The sequence below is a fragment of the Terrisporobacter glycolicus ATCC 14880 = DSM 1288 genome (genome assembly GCF_036812735.1).
Classification (GTDB): domain Bacteria; phylum Bacillota; class Clostridia; order Peptostreptococcales; family Peptostreptococcaceae; genus Terrisporobacter; species Terrisporobacter glycolicus.
The window spans coordinates 1,445,774-1,466,259 of record NZ_CP117523.1; the positions used below are offsets into that span (position 1 = coordinate 1,445,774).

The 20,486-nt window shown below is 29.8% G+C and carries 19 protein-coding genes; 15 read left to right on the forward strand and 4 right to left on the reverse strand.

Going from position 1 to position 20,486, the window contains the following annotated elements:
* Nucleotides 1-12 precede the first annotated feature (12 nt).
* The 13 genes from TEGL_RS07090 to TEGL_RS07150 all read left to right on the forward strand — a co-directional run bounded on the left by TEGL_RS07090 (nucleotide 13) and on the right by TEGL_RS07150 (nucleotide 13,819).
* Nucleotides 13-603, forward strand: a complete 591-nt coding sequence (locus TEGL_RS07090; RefSeq protein WP_018589511.1) for a class II aldolase/adducin family protein — start codon at nucleotides 13-15, stop codon at nucleotides 601-603.
* Nucleotides 604-820: 217 nt separating this feature from the next.
* On the forward strand, nucleotides 821-2,164 hold the full coding sequence (locus TEGL_RS07095; protein ID WP_018589512.1) for a Na+/H+ antiporter NhaC family protein: 1,344 nt from the start codon (nucleotides 821-823) through the stop codon (nucleotides 2,162-2,164).
* Between the two features lie 45 nt (nucleotides 2,165-2,209).
* On the forward strand, nucleotides 2,210-3,412 hold the full coding sequence (mtnK, locus tag TEGL_RS07100; RefSeq protein WP_018589513.1) for an S-methyl-5-thioribose kinase: 1,203 nt from the start codon (nucleotides 2,210-2,212) through the stop codon (nucleotides 3,410-3,412).
* 70 nt (nucleotides 3,413-3,482) lie between these two features.
* Complete coding sequence (locus TEGL_RS07105; protein WP_018589514.1) at nucleotides 3,483-4,535, forward strand: S-methyl-5-thioribose-1-phosphate isomerase; 1,053 nt, start codon at nucleotides 3,483-3,485, stop codon at nucleotides 4,533-4,535.
* A gap of 22 nt (nucleotides 4,536-4,557) precedes the next feature.
* Nucleotides 4,558-5,544: a 2-hydroxyacid dehydrogenase gene (locus TEGL_RS07110; protein WP_018589515.1), complete on the forward strand. Its 987-nt coding sequence runs from the start codon at nucleotides 4,558-4,560 to the stop codon at nucleotides 5,542-5,544.
* 11 nt (nucleotides 5,545-5,555) lie between these two features.
* The gene (locus tag TEGL_RS07115; protein WP_018589516.1) at nucleotides 5,556-6,989 is read left to right on the forward strand and encodes an FGGY-family carbohydrate kinase; all 1,434 of its coding nucleotides are present in this window, start codon (nucleotides 5,556-5,558) and stop codon (nucleotides 6,987-6,989) included.
* Nucleotides 6,990-7,249: 260 nt separating this feature from the next.
* Complete coding sequence (locus TEGL_RS07120) at nucleotides 7,250-7,990, forward strand: PIG-L deacetylase family protein (protein WP_018589517.1); 741 nt, start codon at nucleotides 7,250-7,252, stop codon at nucleotides 7,988-7,990.
* Nucleotides 7,991-8,006: 16 nt separating this feature from the next.
* Nucleotides 8,007-9,716 (forward strand): ABC transporter substrate-binding protein, encoded by a 1,710-nt coding sequence (locus TEGL_RS07125; protein ID WP_018589518.1) that lies wholly within the window; start codon nucleotides 8,007-8,009, stop codon nucleotides 9,714-9,716.
* A 3-nt stretch (nucleotides 9,717-9,719) separates the two neighbouring features.
* Nucleotides 9,720-10,685 carry an ABC transporter permease gene (locus TEGL_RS07130; RefSeq protein WP_018589519.1) on the forward strand — a complete coding sequence of 322 codons (966 nt, stop codon included), beginning with the start codon at nucleotides 9,720-9,722 and terminating at the stop codon, nucleotides 10,683-10,685.
* Entirely contained in the window at nucleotides 10,682-11,527 is an 846-nt protein-coding gene (locus TEGL_RS07135; RefSeq protein WP_018589520.1) for an ABC transporter permease, read from the forward strand. Before TEGL_RS07130 ends, TEGL_RS07135 begins: the two co-directional genes overlap by 4 nt.
* 47 nt (nucleotides 11,528-11,574) lie before the next feature.
* Nucleotides 11,575-12,195 carry a dipeptide/oligopeptide/nickel ABC transporter ATP-binding protein gene (locus tag TEGL_RS07140; RefSeq protein WP_338460419.1) on the forward strand — a complete coding sequence of 207 codons (621 nt, stop codon included), beginning with the start codon at nucleotides 11,575-11,577 and terminating at the stop codon, nucleotides 12,193-12,195.
* A gap of 5 nt (nucleotides 12,196-12,200) precedes the next feature.
* Complete coding sequence (locus TEGL_RS07145; protein WP_018589522.1) at nucleotides 12,201-13,019, forward strand: ABC transporter ATP-binding protein; 819 nt, start codon at nucleotides 12,201-12,203, stop codon at nucleotides 13,017-13,019.
* Between the two features lie 221 nt (nucleotides 13,020-13,240).
* Complete coding sequence (locus tag TEGL_RS07150) at nucleotides 13,241-13,819, forward strand: GNAT family N-acetyltransferase (RefSeq protein WP_018589523.1); 579 nt, start codon at nucleotides 13,241-13,243, stop codon at nucleotides 13,817-13,819.
* Nucleotides 13,820-13,946: 127 nt separating this feature from the next.
* Here TEGL_RS07150 and rbr read toward each other — a convergent pair whose 3' ends face one another.
* From rbr to TEGL_RS07170, 4 genes are all read right to left on the reverse strand, one after another.
* Nucleotides 13,947-14,540 carry a rubrerythrin gene (gene rbr / locus TEGL_RS07155; protein ID WP_018589524.1) on the reverse strand — a complete coding sequence of 198 codons (594 nt, stop codon included), beginning with the start codon at nucleotides 14,538-14,540 and terminating at the stop codon, nucleotides 13,947-13,949.
* 244 nt (nucleotides 14,541-14,784) lie between these two features.
* Nucleotides 14,785-15,279 carry a DUF1097 domain-containing protein gene (locus TEGL_RS07160; protein ID WP_018589525.1) on the reverse strand — a complete coding sequence of 165 codons (495 nt, stop codon included), beginning with the start codon at nucleotides 15,277-15,279 and terminating at the stop codon, nucleotides 14,785-14,787.
* A gap of 9 nt (nucleotides 15,280-15,288) precedes the next feature.
* On the reverse strand, nucleotides 15,289-16,662 hold the full coding sequence (gene hydA, locus TEGL_RS07165; RefSeq protein WP_018589526.1) for a dihydropyrimidinase: 1,374 nt from the start codon (nucleotides 16,660-16,662) through the stop codon (nucleotides 15,289-15,291).
* Between the two features lie 50 nt (nucleotides 16,663-16,712).
* Entirely contained in the window at nucleotides 16,713-17,978 is a 1,266-nt protein-coding gene (locus TEGL_RS07170; protein WP_018589527.1) for a Zn-dependent hydrolase, read from the reverse strand.
* A gap of 247 nt (nucleotides 17,979-18,225) precedes the next feature.
* Here TEGL_RS07170 and TEGL_RS07175 point away from each other — a divergent pair, with 247 nt between their 5' ends.
* Both TEGL_RS07175 and TEGL_RS07180 read left to right on the forward strand, forming a co-directional pair.
* Nucleotides 18,226-19,251 carry a LacI family DNA-binding transcriptional regulator gene (locus tag TEGL_RS07175; protein WP_018589528.1) on the forward strand — a complete coding sequence of 342 codons (1,026 nt, stop codon included), beginning with the start codon at nucleotides 18,226-18,228 and terminating at the stop codon, nucleotides 19,249-19,251.
* A 2-nt stretch (nucleotides 19,252-19,253) separates the two neighbouring features.
* On the forward strand, nucleotides 19,254-20,369 hold the full coding sequence (locus TEGL_RS07180) for a 4Fe-4S binding protein (RefSeq protein ID WP_027626943.1): 1,116 nt from the start codon (nucleotides 19,254-19,256) through the stop codon (nucleotides 20,367-20,369).
* Nucleotides 20,370-20,486 lie beyond the last annotated feature (117 nt).

Sequence of the window (20,486 nt, forward strand, 5' to 3'; positions counted from 1 at the left end):
GGGGAGACAAAAATGAACTCAAGAAAACTAGTATTAGACGCAGCAAAAAAATTATACGCTGAAAAATTAGTAGCAGGAACAAGTGGAAATATAAGTATAAGAAATGTTGATGGAGGAGAGAATAGTTATTTAATAACTGCAAGTGGATTATCTTACGATATTATGACTGAAGAAGATATTGTAGAAATTGATGGAGAAGGAAATTCAAAAGTAGAAGGACAAAAACCATCATCAGAGTGGAAAATGCATATAGAAGTATATAAAAAATACCCAGAAGTAAATGCAATTGTTCATACACATTCATCAATGGCTACAGGATTTGCAGTTAACCATCAAGATATACCATTAATATTAATAGAAATGAAACCTTTTTTAGGTGGAGATGTTAAAGTAGCTCCTTTTAGACCAGCTGGCTCTGAAGAATTAGCTCAAGTTATATTACCATATTTAGAGGATCGTACAGCTTGTTTATTAGCAAACCATGGAGTTATTGCAGTTGGTAAGACTATGGAAGATGCTTTCGTAGCAGCAGAATATGTTGAAGATGCAGCAAAAATTTATTACTATGCAAAAACATCAGGAGTTCCAGTTATTTTAGACTAAAAATAATAAGTATGAAGCTTTAGATGAGTCTGCATTCTAATAATAGATCTATATTTATTTTCATACATAAACACATTTCAATTATATATAAATCATTTACAAAGAATTTACTCTAATCGTACTTATTCAAAAATTATAAAAGGATTCATATAAGTTTCATACTCCAAAATTATTTTATAGATTATAAAAATCCAATAAATTATTTTAGGAGGAAAAAATGGAAAATAATAAGAAGTCAAAGGGTAGTTTTTTAGGATTGGTGCCACTGTGCGTATTTTTAGTTTTGTATTTTGCCGTTGGTATAGGAACAGGAAGTTTTGATAATATGCCTTTAATGATAGGTATAACAATTGCAGTTGGTGTTGCTTTAGCCTTGAATAAAAAAGGAGAAGAGAAGTTATCTTTTGAAGAAAAGGTTACTCTGTTTTGTAAAGGAGCAGGGGATAGTACATTAGTACTTATGGTAGTTATATTCTTATTAGCAGGAGCATTTTATGGAATTGCTGGTGCTATGCATGCTAGTGATTCTGTTACTAATTTTGGCTTAAGTATATTACCTTCTAACATGGTACTGCCAGGCTTGTTCGTAATAGGATGTATTTTAAGTTTCTCTATGGGAACTTCAATGGGAACTGTATCAGCTTTAATGCCAATTGCCGTATCTCTTTCTCAAGCAACAGGATTTAATATGGCTTTAGTATGTGGTGTTGTTGTAGGTGGAGCATTATTTGGTGATAACTTATCATTTATTTCTGATACTACAATAGCAGCTACACGTACTCAAGACATACCAATGAGAGATAAATTTAAAGCAAATATATTGATGGTTTTACCAGCAGTTATTATTACTTTAGTATTATTATCTTTACAACCAATGGGTAGTGCATCAGCTGGAGCAGGTGGAGAATATAGTTTTGTAAATATGATACCTTATGCAATAGTTATAGTGTTATCATTACTAGGAGTAAATGTTATAACAGTAATGAGTACAGGAGTGCTTGTAGGAGTAATAATAGGAGTTATGCATGGTGATTTTACTATAATAGGATCTTTAACTGTAATTCATGAAGGTATGACTTGGATGGAAGATATGGCTTTAATAGCTGTGTTAGTAGGTGGTTTAGTTGCACTTATGAATTATCTTGGCGGGATAGAGTGGTTACTTTATAAGTTAACTAGAAAAACAAAAACTGCTCGTAGTGCAGAGTTATCAATAGCAGCATTAGTAAGTTTAATAGATATATCAACAACTAATAATACTATATCAATTATAGCAGCAGGTCCAATAGCTAGAGATATAGCTGATGAATATAATATTTCAAGAGCTAGAACAGCAAGTATTCTTGACTTATTCTCATCTGGTTGCCAAGGTTTATTACCATATGGAGGACAATTACTAACTGCAGGTGCATTGGCAGGTATATCTCCAGCTACAATTTTACCTTATTGCTGGTATTCTATGTTAATGCTAGTATTTGGAATCGTATTTATATTAATAGGTTGGCCTCAAATGGCATCTAAAACAAAACCAAAATTAGTAGTTAATCAACTTGAAGAATAAAAATTATAATGTGAATTATCTATTTTATATATTGGGGGGCGTAACATGGAAAAGTATTTAGATCATTTTTTAATGAATACTAATACGGCAAAAGAGTATGCAAAGGATAAGTTAGAATATTTTCAAGAAGAGTCGATACTAGAGTGTATAGAAATCGGGGATGGAAATATTAACTATGTGTTCAAAGTATGGGAAGAATCAACTGGAAAATCTATTATTATTAAGCAAGCAGATAAATTTTTAAGGTCATCAGGCAGGCCATTAGATGTATATAGAAATAAGATAGAAGCAGAAATCCTTATGATTGAAGGCAAACTTGCAAAAGAATTTGTGCCTGAGGTATTTTATTATGATGAGAATATGTGTGCACTTTCAATGGAAGATATATCAGAGTATAAAAATCTTAGAACTGAATTAATGCAAGGGAAAACGTTTGGCTGCTTGGCGGATAGTATCTCAACATTTTTAGTAAATACTTTATTGCCTACTACGGATTTAGTTATTGATAGAGCAACAAAAAAAGAATATGTGAAATTGTTTACGAATATTGAACTATGTGATATAAGTGAGGATTTAGTTTTTACTGAACCGTATTATGATTATAAGGGTAGAAATATAATATTAGATGAAAACAAAACATTTGTAGAAGAGTATTTGTATAATGACGATAAACTAAAGAAAGAAGTGGCAATTCTTCGTGACAAATTTATGAATCAATCTCAAGCCTTAATACACGGAGATCTGCACTCAGGCTCAATATTTATAAATGAAGATGGATTAAAAGTGATTGACCCAGAATTTGCTTTTTATGGTCCTATGGGATACGATGTTGGAAATGTAATAGGTAATCTATTCTTTGCTTGGGCTAACAAATATTATACAGATAGGAATAATGAAGATTTCCTTAACTGGATTTCAACTACTATAGAAGAGACGATAAATTTATTCATGGATAAATTTTCAGAAAAATATGACGATTTAGTCACTTTCAATTTGTATAATAAGCATTTTAAAGAAGATTACATAAAGAAAGTGATATCAGATTCTTTTGGATATGCTGGAACTGAAATAATACGTAGAGTAGTTGGTGACTCGAAGGTAATAGAAGTGACATCTGTTGAAGATATAAATAAAAGATTGCCGATGGAGAGAAGCTTAATAAAAATGGGCATTAGTCTAGTTAATAATAGAGATAAATTTTTAGAAGGAAAAGATGTAGTAAGAGAGTTTGAATTAGTATTATCTTAATTAAAATATAAAAAATTTACAGAGTAGTAATTATAGTTACTACTCTGTTACTTAAAATGAGGTTTATATTATGAAAAGAATGGATCAAGATTTAGCTTTCATGCTTCAGTATGAAAATGTGGCATGGTATGAAGATGGAAAAGTAAGAATATTAGATAGACGTATTTATCCAACAGAAGTAAAATTTGTTGAGTGTACAACACACGAAGAAGTGGCAAAAGCTATTCAAGATATGGTTACTCAAAGTGCAGGACCATATACAGCAGCAGGAATGGGAATGGCTCTAGCTGCATATGAAGCTAAGAACAAAAAAGAAAAAGATCAATTGGAGTATATGGAAAAAGCATCTTATACTATTTCTCATGCAAGACCAACTACGGCAAATCGTATGGGACTTATAACAGAGAGATGTTTTAAAGAATGGGAAAAAGCTATAGACAGCGGACAAGACCCTGTAGATGCTGTATTTAACAGAACGATAGACTCATTAAATAGAAGATATTCTACTATGGAAATAGTAGGAGAATATTTAGCAGATATGTTTCCTAAGAATGGAACAATTCTTACTCAATGTTTTGGAGAAACAATTATAGGAATGATGTTACGTGCAGCTAAAAAAAGAAATAATGATATAAAAGTATACTGTGCAGAAACAAGACCTTATTTGCAAGGTGCTAGGCTTACATCTAGTTGTTGTTCTCAAATGGGATTTGATACAACTGTAATAACTGATAATATGATAGCTTATGCAATGGAACATAAAAATATAGACTTATTCACATCAGCAGCAGATACAATAGCTAAAGATGGACACATTGCAAATAAAATAGGAACTTATCAAATTGCCTTATTAGCAAAATATTTTTCTATACCTTATTTTGTTACGGGAATACCAGATATTGATAAAGAAAAAGGTACAGATATTATAATAGAAGAAAGAGATCCACAGCAAGTATTAAGTTATAGAGGTATCAAAAATACTTTAGAAGAAGTTAAGGGTATTTATCCTTCATTTGATATAACACCACCTAGCTTAATTAGTGGTATTGTCACTGATAAGGGAATATATTCACCATATGATTTAAATAGATATTTTGATAGTGAAATGAAAGAATTTTATTAAGATTTTAATAAGGGGGAAATATATGAAATTATTAGTAAGAGCGCCAATAATAGAAGAAAGAAGAAAAGAACTAGAAGAAATGTTTGAAGAAGTAATATATGAACCTTGGACTGACTCAGGTGAAAGATATTATGAAGATGAAATGCTAGAAGCATTAAATAAATATGAACCAGATGCATTAATTACAGAGTTAGATAGAATAACAGAAAAAGTAGTAACAAATTATACAAAGTTAAAAGTAATAGGTGACTGTAGAGCTAATCCTGCAAATATCGATGTAGAGGCATGTAATAAAGCTAATATACCTATACTTTGCACACCTGCTAGAAATGCACAAGCTGTTGCAGAAATGTTAGTAGGTCTTTTGATTACATATATGAGAAACATTCCAAAATCTATGCAATGGATAAAAGATGGAAATTGGGTGGAGGGAACAACTCCTTATTATACTTGGATGGGAAATGAGTTACAAGGCAAATCAATTGGATTTGTTGGATTTGGAGCTGTAGGTCAATCAGCAGCTAAAATGCTAGAATCATTTGGAATGAAAATTTCATTCTACGATCCTTTTGTAGAAAATCACAAAGAAAACTACATTAAAGAAGACTTAGAAAGTATATTTAAAAAATGTGATATAGTTTCTATTCACTTACCTGTATTAGAAAGTACAAAAAATATGATTAATATGTCTTTGTTATCACTTATGAAACCAGAAGCTATATTTGTAAATACAGCTAGAACAGCAGTTGTAAATAATAAAGATCTTTACAATGTACTTAGTGATAAAAAAATAAAAGGGGCTATATTAGATGTACTAGAAACTGAGCCACCTACAAAAGAAGATTTAAAAATAGTTGAATTAGATAATGTTTTACTTACACCTCATATTTGTGGTGCAACATATGAAGTAACAAATCATCAATCTGATATAATAACTGAAAGATTAAAGAAATGGCTTAATAATGAAGACTTAGATAAAATAGTGTTTAATAAACAGATTCTGTTATAAGGAGCCTAACTATGGATAAAAATTATTTAATAGTTGATTTGGGGACAGGTAATACAAGAGTTGGATTGGTATCTTCTAATGGAGAAATTCTTTGTATTAAATCATTTGAAAATAATTACTATAGAGATTATGAATATGAAGATGCCCAGTATTTTATACCAACAGATTGGTCTAAACAAATTTTAAATTATATAAAAGAGATTATTAGTGAATTTCCTGAAATAAAAATATCTGCCATAACTTCTGTTGGAGCACGCCAAAGCATTGTATTATACAATAAGCTTGGCGAAGCTTTTTATGGACTACCAAATATAGACAACAGAGGTGAAGCATGGGTAAGTGATGTGGGAAATTCAGTTGATGTTTATAAAAAAAGTGGAAGATGGCTTACATGTGATTTTCCAGCAGCAAAATTATTAGGTTTAAAGAAAAAACATATAGATATATACAATGAAATATTTAAATTTACAAGTTTAAGTGAATGGATCGGAGAAATATTTACGGGAAAAATATGTATTGAACCTTCTCAAGCATGTGAAACACAATTATTTGATATAGATAAACTTGATTGGTCATCAGTATTATGTGACTATTTTGGTGTTGACAAAAATATATTACCCGATATAAAATCAGCTGGGGAAATAATAAGAAATATAAGTCCTAAATTGTGTCAAGTATTAAGAATTGATGAAGATTGCGTGTTTATTGTAGGAGGAGCAGATACACAAGTAGCAGTAAAAGGAATTGAGATAAAAGAAGGAGAAGTAGCTATCGTATCAGGAACAACTTCTCCTGTCGTAGCAATTTCAAATGATAGAATTTATGATAAAGAAGAAAGATGTTGGACTGATAGTAACTTAAAGGGTGAAAATTATCAAATAGAAACAAACCCTGGAGTTACAGGTTTAAACTATCAACGACTTAAAAACCTGTTATGCAAAGATGTATCTTATGAAGAAATTGACAAAGAATTATTTAATAAGGATAACTATAAATGTATTTCTATTTTATCAACCTTATTTTTTGATGAAGCTAAATCCATAAAAACAGGTGGATTTATTATGAGACCTCCGTTTGATGGAAATATAGATAAATATGATTTGATGTGGTCAGTAGCAGCAGATATAACTTGTTCAACATATCTTCAATATTGTAATTTAAATAATCTAATTGTAAATAGCAATGATTATATTTTAGGCTGTGGAGGTGGATTACAATCTGAATTTGTAAGTCAAATGATAGCAAACCTAACAAATAAGAAACTGTATGTTAGAAAAGGCTCTTCTCAAGCATCACTTAATGGTGGTATAAAGATTTGTAATGAGTATTTTAAAATAAATAATGGAGATAGAGATAAAGGTTGCATTATTTATTATCCGTCTAAAAATCATTTTATTAAAAAATACTATGATCAGTGGTTTGAAACTAGAAAAAATATTAATTAAATAATAGGTGGCAAATTAAAATAAAGTTGAAAAAAATATTTAGAAGTTTTATGTGGAAATAAAGGATATAATTTTAGATAAAAAAGTAAAAAATACATTTTCATTTAAAAATAATGTAAAATATTGCCAATTAATTGAGAGCATGATACTATTAAACTATAAAAATTAAAGTTATAAAATAGAAGCCATGAAGGTTATTTGTTGTATTTGAAATACAGCATGATTTTCATGGCTTTTTTATGCAAAAAGGGGAGGCTTATATGGGTAAAACAATTATGCTTTTAGGTGTTTATGGTATGGAGTCAGTTGAGTGTGGTGGTGTACTTGCTAAAAATGCTAAAGATGGAGGAAAATCAATAGCATCAATAATGTTAGCAGGTGAGAGAATGAAAGAAAATCTTAAAAAGAGTAGTGAAATACTAAACATAGAAATGTCTTACACAGATTTTGAAAGTGGAAATATGAACGTTGATTTAGAATCTAAGAAAAAACTAGTAAGAGAGATTAGAAAATTTAAACCAGATATTATAATAACTCAAGACCCACATGGATGTATAAGTGATTTTGACCCAGATAGAAGACCTGCAATGACTTTGATTTTAGAAGCTATATCACTTTGTAATAGAAATTTTGATGAGTGGAGTATAAAGGAATATGGATTACATAAGATACCAAATATTTATTATATGTTTGCCCATGATACTGATACAGTTGTAGATATAAGTTCAGTATGGGATGAAAAAAACGCAGCAATGCAATGTCTGGAATCTCAGCTGGAGTTTAGTGGGAAGCATTTTGAAACTTATTATGGAAATAAAACTATGTTAAAAATAGTTCCCAACTGGAATGAACTTGACTCTTATCTTGAAAAAGGTAAGGCTGCTCAAAAGTGTTTTGACTATGCGCTATATTTATCAAATGGATCTGCTCATCATGGACAAGTTGCTTTTGCAGAGTGCTATAAAAAAGAAGGAAAATTTTATTTGGACAATTTAATTTAAAAAATGGGGGAGTAAAATGAAGAAATTATTAAGAACAATATTAATTACAGTCACGGTATTTTGTATAACGTTAACATCTGTTTTTGCAACAGAAAGCAGTGATAGTAAATTAATAGTAGGAGTAAGTGCAGATGAAAATAATATAACTCCATATACTTATGTTACAGGAGCACCAGGGTTAGATCTTGTAAACTTAGTATATGATAAATTATTTATATTAGATAAAGACAACAAAGTGATACCTTGGATGATAGAAGATGATTACAAAGTTAGCGACGACTATAAAACTTATGAAATGAAATTAAAAGAAAATATGAAGTGGCATGATGATAAAAAATTAACAGCAGAAGATGTAAAGTTTTCTTTTGAATATGCAGAAACTCAAAATCAATCTACTTTTACTAAAATAGCTAATGAAATAGAATCAGTAGAAGTAAAAGATGATTTAAATTTTGTTATAAAATTAAAAGAAGGTAATCCTGATTTTATAGGTGATTCTTTATCAGCATTCTTTATAATTCCACAGCACATATATAAAGATTATAAAAAAGCTGAAGAAACGAAAGAAACTATAGGTAGTGGAATATTTAAACTTGAAGAGTACAAGGTTGGAGAGTACTATAAGTTAAAAGCAAACAAAGATTATTTTAAAGGTAATCCTATTGTGGAAGAATTGTATATACCTATAATAAAAGATTCAACTGCAATGTTTAATGCTATTAAAAAAGGTGAAATAGCTACAAGTACGATGAATTTAACACCTGAATTACTTGATACATTTAAAAGTAATGATAATATAGGAATTTTAAATAGTACAGGTTATGGTACAACTATGCTTCAGTTTAATACAGAAAGAAAAATATTAAATGATGCTAATATAAGAAATGCCATAGCAAAAGCTATAAATATAGATGAAATAATTAAAACTGTAACCCTTGGATATGCTGAAAAAGGTAATCCAGGATTCTACTCAAAAACTTTAGATTATGCAAACAAAGATTTAGAAATAAAATACAGCGTTGAAGATGCTAAAAAAGCATTAGATGAAGCTGGATTTGATGTTATAAAAAATAATGTGAGACAAAATAAAGATGGTAAAAAGTTATGTTTTGAGCTTTTAGTTTATTCATCAAGCGCTTCAAGAATAAGAATTGCTGAAATGATAAAAGATTATTTAAGTAAAGTTGGGATAGAAATAAAAATATCTTCATTAGATGCTACAACTGTAGATGAATTAGTGTGGCCAGAATTTGATGTAGCCAAAGGTAGAGATTTTGATATGGCTATGTGGGGATGGTCTGCTGGAACTCAATTAAGCCCAACTAAAATAGTTGGTCTTGGAGATTCAGATACAGCAATAGGAACTTTAAATATTGGTGGATATAAAAGTGAAAAGTTTGATAAAAAAGCAAAAGAATTATCAACTACTTTAGATGCAGATAAAAGATTAAAACTTATTAAAGAATTACAATCTATAATAGCTAAAGACCTTCCGTTTGTAAATTTAATGAACCAAGATATAATAAGCGTTTACAACAAAAGTTTGGGAGAAAACTGGGTAATGCAAAATGGTGTGGGAGTTATAAATAGATTCTCATTCCTAAATAAAGAGAATAAAGTTAGTGCTACAAGTGATAGCAACAAAACTACTTATATAGGTGCTGGTGTAGTAATAATAGCAATAGCAGGTGGAGCAATATATTTTTCAAGAAAGAAAAGAGTGTAATATATGAAAAAAAATAAGAAGTTTATAAATTATTTAATCTTAATATTTTTAGTCATACTAATGAATTTCTTATTACCTAAATTATTACCGGGAAATCCTATATCTTATATAGTTGGTGAAGACATAGCAAACTTAACAACATCTCAGAAAAATGCAATATTAAGTGAGTACAAATTAAACGAACCACTTTATATACAATTTTTCTATTATTTAAAAAATATATTTACTTTAGATTTTGGTATGTCTTTTTCAAAAAAGTTGCCCATATTTGATATAGTCAAATCAGCAACTTTATGGACTCTACTTTTATCTAGTTTAAATATTATAATAAGCACACTTTTAGGGTCTTATTTTGGATATAAGTCGGCTATGAAGAAAAGAGAGGAAAGCTTAAAGATGAATATGGCAGTTTCATCTTTAAGCTGTTTTCCTATATTTTGGGTAAGTATGATTTTATTAGTTATATTCAGTGTAAAGCTAAATATCTTTCCTACCTACGGAGCTTATAGTATACATGGAGATTTTAATATTATAACAAGACTATTTGACATAGTATCACATTTTGTTCTACCTTTAACAGCCATGGTAATTACATCAATAACAACTTTTTACATACAGATGAGGGTGTCCGTCCTTGAAGTTTTACAAGAAGACTATATATTCATGGCAAAGGTAAAGTCAATTCCAAATCATGTTATAGAAAAGAAATATATAATAAAAAATTCAATATTGCCTGTATTCACTATTTTTATGTTGAATATAGGGAGCATTTTCAGTGGGTCAATAGCAGTAGAAACAGTTTTTTCTTATCCAGGACTGGGAAAGATTATGTTTGATGCTATTATAGCTAGGGATTATCCACTTATACAGTATTGTTTCTTGACTATATCAACTATGGTTATATTTTCAAACTATCTAGCAGATAAGTTATACAAGTATATAGACCCAAGGGTAGGAGATGGAATATGAGACAATACTTAAGTAAATTAAATAAATTTGAAAAAAGAGTTTTTGCTGTAAGTTTAGTTATATTAGGTGGATTTCTATTTGTTGCAATATTTGCAAATAAATTATCTCCATACAACCCATATGATAGAGTTGCTATACCTTTTTTAAAACCATCTGGTGAACATATTTTAGGAACAAATGATATAGGACAGGACATATTAAGTGAGCTTATATATGGAAGTAGAATATCTTTGTTAATAGGTTTTATAAGTTCTGTAATAGCTATTGGTATAGCTATAGTATTATCAATATTGTCAGGATACTATGGAGAGAAAATTGAAGATACTATAATGAGAATAACAGATTTTTTCTTAGTAATTCCATTCTTACCTTTAGTTATATTACTATCAGTATACTTTAGAGGAAATTACATATCTATAGCGCTGATAATAGGATTTACATATTGGCCTGGAACAGTTAGGATTTTAAGATCTCAAGTAATAAAAGTAAAAAATAAGGATTATATATTAAATATTAAATCAATGGGTGCAAGTGATTATTATATAATAAGAAAATATATAATAAGGGAAATTTTCCCTACAATTGTATATAGATTTATGTTTTTAGTAAAAGGTTCCATAATAACAGAATCATCTCTTAGTTTCTTAGGTCTGGGAAATCCAACATTAAAAAGTTGGGGAAGTATTCTTTATTACGCCCAAAACAGAAACGTATTTTTAACAAGTGCTTGGTTATGGTGGATAGTTCCTGCGGGTCTTTGTATTTGTGTATTAAGTATATCATTTGTTTTAATTGGATATACAGTGGAGAACTTATTGGCTCCTAAAAAGGAGGTGGCATAATTAATTTATTAGAAGTTAGAAATTTGCATATCCACTATGGAAATACTTTGATAGTTGAGGATATTAACTTTGACCTAGATTATTCTAAAGTCCTTGGAATTATAGGACCATCTGGAAGCGGAAAAAGTACAATTATATGGTCTATATTAGGAATGATAGAAGAGATGGGTGGGAGTTTTAAAGGAGATATTAAATTTGAAGGTGAAAAACTAAATTATAGACCTACATGGAATGAAATATCCATAGTACCACAGCTTGCAATGAACTCATTTAACCCAGTATTAAAAATAAAAGATAGTATAGATGAACTATATCAGTTTTCAAATATGAGTAAAGAATATTTTGATAAAAATGTAGAAGAATTATTAAAAATGGTTGATTTAGAAAAATATATTTTAAATTCATATCCTCATCAACTTAGTGGAGGAATGAAGCAAAGAATTGCAATAGTATGTGCTTTATGTACTAATCCAAAACTATTAATATTAGATGAATCTACAACAGGACTTGATTTACTTGTGGAGGCTGAGATATTATATTATCTAAAAAATATTAAAGAATCTTTAAATTTATCCATAATATTCGTTAGCCATGATAAAAGACTTGTGAATGCTTTTTGTGACGAAATTATAAATATGGAAAAAACTATTATTGAAAAGAGTGTTTAAGATAAATGAATATATTAGAATTTAAGGATATAAATAAATCTTTTTATAGAATGGAAAATAAAAAAAGATTAAAAAAGCAAGTACTAAAAAATATAAATATGAAAATCAAAGAAAATGAAAGTTTAGGTATAATAGGTAATAGTGGTAGTGGAAAAACAACACTAATGAAAATATTATTTAATCTTCATAAAGCAGATTCTGGACAGATCATCTATAAGAATAAAAATATTTTAAAGCTTAAAGGAAGTGAAAGACAAAATTTATATAAAAGTATGGGTTTTGTAATGCAAGATCCTTATTCATCACTATGTCCATATTTAACAATAAAAGAAATACTAAGTGAGCCTATAAAGATTCATAGTCTACATAAAAATATAGAGGATTTAGATTTATATGTATCTAATTTACTAGAAAAAGTTCATTTGAATCCTTCTATTTATATGAATAAATATCCAAAGGAGCTTAGTGGTGGGGAACGTCAAAGGGTTGCCATTGCAAGAGGTATTTCCACCAAACCTAGTTTTTTAGTTCTAGATGAACCAACATCTATGATAGATGCATGTGCAAAAAATGGAGTATTAAATTTGTTGGAAGAACTTAAAACAAATGAGAAAATATCCACAGTAATGATTAGCCATGATATAAGTACTGTAATAAATAATTGTGACAGAATAGCAGTGATGAAAGAAGGAAAAATTATTGAATGTAAAACAGCAATAGACATAAAGAATAACCCTGACAATGAATATACTAAAGAGTTAATCTTAGCATCAAAAAATATAATTGAGTATTGGGAGTATTTAAATAAAACTCCGACTAAATAGATTATTTGCAGTATCTATTCAATGGGGTTAAATCTAAATTATATTTATTAAGTTTGATAATATTACTCCTAGAAATTTATTTATGAGTTCACTTTTTACTTATATAATAGTTGAAAAAATATTTAGAAGTTTTATGCTAGAATAAACTTAGATTTAATTTAGCTAAATAAGTGAATAGAACATAGTTAAGATTTAAAATAATTATTTTATAAGGAGATTATATGAGTTTAGTACTTAGAAACATAAACACAAATGACTATAAAGAGGTAGAAATTTTGACAAGAGAAGCATTTTGGAATATTTACAGGCCTGGATGTTGTGAGCATTTAGTAATACATAATATGCACAAAGACAAAAAGTCTATTGAAGAATTGGAGTTAGTTGCTGTATATGATAATAAAATTGTAGGTCATATTGCTTATACAAAGGGACGCATTAAAGGTATTGACAATGAAACTTTTATTACATTGGGGCCCATAAGTGTTATGCCTGAGTTTCAAGGGAAGGGTATAGGTGGTAAGTTGATTTTGGACACATTAGAAAAAGCTACTAAGCTTGGATACTCTGCTGTGTTTATTACTGGAGACAAGAACTACTATAGCAGGTTTGGGTTTGAATCAGCATCTAAATATGGTGTTTATATGGAAGGAATACCTATGGATGATGAAGCACCATTTTTTATGGTGAAAATATTTAAAAAGGATTCCTTAAAAAATGTAAGTGGATTTTATGTTTTTGATGATTGCTATAATGTTAATGAAGAAGCTGTAAATGAATTTGATAAAAAATTTGAATATTAAAGAAGAAAATTAGTGAAGGAAAATATGTAATTTAATTAAAAATTTTCCTTCACTAATTAATGTAAAAAGATTAAATGGTGTATCAAAATATGATACACCATTTTGTTATTTAAATATTGTAATTATTTTAATTTTCAAATGGAGATTTAGAATATAAGATAAAGTAACCTTGAGGATGTTGACACACTGGACAAACTTTTGGCGCTTCTGTTCCAGTATGTACATGACCACAGTTTAAACAAATCCATTTTTCTTCTTTATCGCTTTTAAATAAAGTTCCATTTTCTATTTTTGATGCAAAATCTCCAAATCTATCTCCATGTATTTTTTCTATATTTGATATTTTTTCAAAACTATTTGCTACAGCCATAAAACCTTCTTCCTTAGCAGTATTTGCAAAGCTTTTATATACCTCTTGCCATTCTTCATATTCATCGTGTTGAGCTGCTTTTAAAGTTTGAAGTATATTATCAAATATTTCTACAGGGTAGCCACCATCAATATGGATGGTACCTCCTGAAAGTTCTTTAAGGTGATTGTAAAATACTTTAGCATGTGCCCTCTCTTGATCGGCAGTATATAAAAAGTTCTTTTCTACTAAAGCTAGGTTTTCTTTTTTTGCCTGAGAAGCACCAAATGTATATCTATTTCGTGCTTGACTTTCTCCAGCAAAGGCTCTCATTAAGTTGATTTTAGTTTGACTATCCTTTAGTAAGTTCATAGATTCCTCCTATAGTTAATTATTTTATATAGTATGATGATTGAAAAAGCCAGATTAGCTCTAACATTTTTATAAATTATTTTTTATTGAGTGTAAATATTTATATAAAAGTTAAACTTAGTATATGTATTAATAGGTATTTTATTACTAATCAATGTTTTATATTATTAACAAAGTATACAAAAAAACCATATTGAGTAAAACCTCAATATGGCCCTTTTTATATATAATGAAGTAAATACTATTATTCAGCCTCTACATCACTATCATTATAGTTGTTTTTTGTTACAACCTTATAGAACAAGTCGCCACCTTTGTCACATGATATACCAAGTAGAGCACCAAGTAATAAAGAAGGAACTAATAACATCCAATTACCACTAGCAGCAAATGTTGAAAAACACCCCATAAAGGTACCAGGAATAAAATCAAACCATTTTGATTTACCTATGATACACATTACAAATGTAACTATGGCACACCAAACACCTGTATCACCAAGTGCTGGAACTAAACCAGTTAAGAAGAAAATTGTCATACCACAAAGAACACCAGCCATGTTTGGTATAATAGTTTTTTTCAATCCTTCAACTCCATGATGACCACATGCAAAGTATGTAGTACATCCAGCGAAACCAGCCCATCCAAACAGTCCTAGGGCACCAGAGAACCAGGCCCATATACCACAAAGGACGGCAGTCACTATTCCAAGGGCACATAAATAGCTCATTTTTTTCATAACATTCACCTATAACACTATAGATTTTTCACGTTTGATAAATTCACCACGGTTGTTTTCACCTATATATTCACCATCTTTAGCTACAACATCACCTCTAGATAATGTCATAACAGGATATCCACTAACTTTTACACCTTCAAAAGCAGTATAGTCAACATTTTCATGAAGTACATCTTTTGTTAGAGTAACTTCTTTGTTTGCATCATATAATACTAAGTCAGCATCGCTTCCTACAGCTATTGTACCTTTTTTAGGGTACATACCAAATATTTTAGCCACGTTTGTAGAAGTTACTTCAACAACTTTATTTAAAGATAAACCATGTTTTGGTCCTTCAGAAAGCATTATTGACATTCTAGTTTCTATACCAGGTCCGCCATTTGGTATTTTAGTAAAATCATCTTTTCCTAATTCTTTTTGTTTCATAAAGAATGGGCAGTGATCAGTTGCAACTGTTTGTATTACGCCGTCTTTTAATTGTTGCCATATGTAATCCCAGTTTTTCTTATTACGTAGAGGAGGTGACATTACATATTTAGCACCATTGAATCCTGGCTCATCATAGTTATCTTCAGATAACATAACGTATTGAGGACAAGTTTCTCCCATTATTGGAAGTCCAGCTTCACGAGCTTCTTTTATTCTAGAAATTGATTCTTCACAACTATTGTGAACTATATAAAGAGGAGCATTTGTTAATTTAGCAAGAGTAATAGCTCTATTAGCAGCTTCACCTTCACATGTTGCTGGTCTAGAAACAGCATGATATTTAGGTTCAGTTTTACCAGCTTCTAAAAGTTGTTTAGTTCTGTGATTTATAACATGATAGTTTTCACAGTGAACTCCAACTAAAGCACCATACTCTTTTGATTTTTCTAATATATTCATAAATGCAGCATCATTTACTCTCATAGCATCATAAACCATAAATACTTTAAAACTAGTTATACCTTCTTTAACCATTGTAGGTATTTCAGCTAAAGCATTTTCGTCAGCTTTTGTTATAGCTACATGAAGACCATAGTCTACACATGATTTAGAGCCTTTTTCTTTCCAAATCTTAACTGCATCAGCTAATGTTCCGCCAGCAGGTTGTATAGAGTAGTCTATAAAAGAAGTAGTACCACCTATAGCCGCAGCTTTAGATCCAGATTCGAAGTCGTCACTTGAAAAAGTTCCACCAAAAGGCATATCTAAGTGAGTATGAGCATCTATACCACCAGGTATTATTAACTTACCAGTAGCATCTATTACAGTATCACATTCTAAGTTTAGTCCTATTTCAACTATTATTCCATCTTTTATACCTATGTCACCTTTATATGTATCAGAAGCAGTTACTATCGTACCATTTTTTATTACTTTATCAAATTTACTCATAATTTCCTCCTCAAATTTTAAAATTATTTTAAATTATGAATCTTTAATTATTAGTCTTCTAAATCAGCTTTTAATACAGCGTTTAATAAAACAGTAGCTCCGTTAGCACATTGTTCTGGAGAAGAGTATTCTTGTTCGCAGTGAGAATGTCCGTCTTTAGAAACTACGAATATCATAGTTGTTGGCATTAAGTAATTTACAAACTGAGCATCATGTCCAGCACCTGAGTTAATGTATTGGTGAGGTATATTTAATTCTTCAGCAGATTTTTTTACAAAGTTTACCAGTTCTTTATCGAAGTAAACAGTGTCTCTCTTCCAAGCTAATTGAACTTCACATTTACATTTAGCCCATTCTTTACCTTCCAAGCTTTTAACTATTTCATATACTTTTGCTAATAATTCTTGATCTTCATGACGAACATCTATAGAGAATTCAACGAAATCAGGTATTACTGTATGTACACATGGGTGACATACTATTTCACCAGTTGTATAAACTAATTCTTTATTTTCTAATTTATCGATTTCATCGTGTAAGTAACAAAGAGCTTGAGATGCAGCATATAAAGCGTCTTGACGTTTATGCATAGGAGTTGTACCAGCATGATCTGATTGACCATAGAATTTTATACGACAGTTAAACATTCCAAGAACACAAGTAACAACACCAACATCATTGCCAGCATCTTCTAAGATAGGACCTTGTTCTATGTGAAGTTCAAACATACATTTATATTTATCAACATTTAAACGATTTTCTTTTTTTCCCTTATATTTAAAACTAGCTAATTGAGAACCAAAAGTAGTTGTTTTATCTAACACGCTTTTAGAATTCATCAAATTATCATATTCAAAGTTTTTAGCAATTTCACTAGGAAGTACATCATGACATACTATACCAGAACTCATCATTGCTGGTGGATATAAAGAACCTTCTTCATTTGTCCATATCATAGCAGTAAGTGGATGCTTGTGAGGAATTTTTTCAGTAGCAACAGTTTCTAACACTTCCATAGCTCCCATTACTCCTAATATACCATCATAGTTACCACCATTTTTTACAGAGTCACAGTGAGAACCCATTATAATTCTTTTTGCATTAGGATCTGTACCAGGTAAAGTAGCATACATGTTAGCCATATCATCTGTTTCTATAACTGCACCAATTGCTTCCATTCTTTTAACAAATTCGTCTCTAGCTTGAAGAGCTTCAGGAGATAATGAGTATCTTGTTATTCCACCATGTCCTGCATCCCCAAATTTTGAAAATGTTTTGATTTTATCTTCCATTCTTTCAGTACTACATCTAAACATACAAACTTCCCTCCATATAATTAAATTGATATAAGAAAAAGATGTAAACGTTTACACATCTTCTATACTAATTTTATAAGTCCAAAAAGTTAGAAAGTCAACTAAAAAATTAAATTTTCAACTATTCCAAAATGGAATACGTTAATTATATAACGAAAATCTAAAACTGAAATCATTGCAGTTATAAGAAAACTTAGATAAAATAAAAATAAATCAAACATTATAAAATAATTAGGGAAGGTAAATTATGGATATACGTCAAATTGCAGAAAAAGCTGGTGTATCAGTCGCAACTGTATCCAGGGTACAAAATCATCCAGAAACAGTGGCACAAGCAACGAGGGAAAAAGTTCAGGCTATCATAGATGAATGCAACTATACACCAAATTGGTTTGCCAGAGGTATGAACTTAGGTAAAGCAGAAACAATTGGAATAATTGTTCCTGATATATTAAATCCAAGTTACATGGAAATTATAAAAGGTATCGAGGATATTATGTCAGAAAGTGGTTACATTACTGTTATTTGTGATGGTTCTTATGATGCTAAAAAAGAAGAGGATAGTATAGACAGCTTAATCAAAAGAAATACCGATGGGCTAATAATTATTTCAAGTTCAATAAGCCGTAAAAAATTGCTTTCCATTAAATCAAAGGGAATTCCCATAGTATCTATAGGGGAAAGTAATGCTTGCAAAGAGATTGATACAGTAAAAATTGATTATGAAAAAGCGAGTTACAAAGCTACAAAGCATTTGATTGACATTGGATATGACAAAATAGCTATAATAAATGGTCCAAAAGAAAAAAGAGAAAATGCTCTAAGACTAGAGGGTTTTAAGAGAGCCTTGAAGAATAATAATATTAATATTGAAAATAATTATATCTTACATTCTCAAATATCTCTAGATGAAGGATACTTATTAACTAAGAAGCTACTTAAGTTAAAAAATCCTCCAAGAGCAATTTTTGCTACAGATGATATTTTTGCTTTTGCATCAATGGCGGCATTAAGAGACAACGATATAAAAGTACCAGAGGATATAGCTGTGATAGGATTTGATAATATTCAGCTTTCTAGAATGATTGAATCAAAATTAACAACAGTAATAAATCCTCTACATAAACAAGGTGTTTTGGGCGCTAGATTATTAATAGATATAATTAATAACCAAGAATCTGAAGATAGTTTTACTCAAGAAATACTGCTAGAAACAAAGATTAAAATACGTAAATCATGTGGATATGGTAATAAGATAGGGGAGATATTTTAATTATGTTAGAGACGAGCTTCATGGGATTAAAACTAAAAAATCCAGTTATAATTTCAGCGGGCCCTTGGAATGGCGATGGCAAAAAGTTAAGAAATAATTTAAGAGCTGGGGCAGGAGCTGTAATTACAGAAACTATAGTAAGTGATCCATTTTCAAAGATAAGTGAACAAGTAGCATATAATGGTCAAGGATTACAAAATATAAGATTTTATAGTCGTTTTCAATTGGAAAGATGGCAAGAAGAATTAAAGATAGCCAAAAGTGATGGAGGAATTGTTATTGCAAGTATTTCAGGTCACTCACCATCAGAGGTTACATACTTAGCAAAAAAATTAGAAAAATATGGAGCAGATGCCATTGAGATATCTTTATCAAGTCCTTTAGGTGAAGAAGTAGAAGTTCCTTGTTCTGATAGAAATTTTGTTTATGACATAGTAAAACATGTAGTTGAAAATGTTAAAATACCAGTTATGGTGAAATTATCTCAACATGTAAATAATATAAGTGAAGTATCAAAAGCAGCTAAAAAAGCTGGAGCAAGTGCAATAAGTGCCATAAATACTATAAGATGTATTTTAGGTGTAAATATTGAAAAAGGAGTTCCACTACTACCAACTTATGGTGGGTATTCTGGAGCACCTATTAGACCAATTGGATTAGCTAGTGTAGCATCTATTGCTCAATCTGTTCATATTTCTATATGTGGTGTAGGAGGAATAGAAAACTATGAAAATGTAATAGAATATATGATGTTAGGAGCATCAACAATACAAATTGGAACAGCACTTATGTTAAATGGTGAAGGTATAATTGGAAAAATATTAAATGACTTAGAAAAGTGGTTTACAGATAAGAAAATTAGTTCAATAGATGAAATACGTGGAAAGGCTTTAAAACAAATTAAACCTTTAGATGAATTATCACTGCAACCTATGACCTGTAAATGTGATGATGAAGTTTGCAAAGAAGATTGCAATTTATGTACTGAATATTGCCTGGAAAATGCAATAGAAGTAATTAATAATAAAATAAAAATTGATAAACTGAAATGTATAGGCTGTGGACTTTGCGTTCATATTTGTCCGATAAATAAATTACAAATTTATGATGAGAATTAATATACTAAGAAGGTGCTATATAAGCGATTATATGGCACCTTTTTAATTTAGGTCAAAAAAACTTTAACAAAAAAATAACAAAAAAATCATTTTTTTGTTGACATTAACAAAAAATGG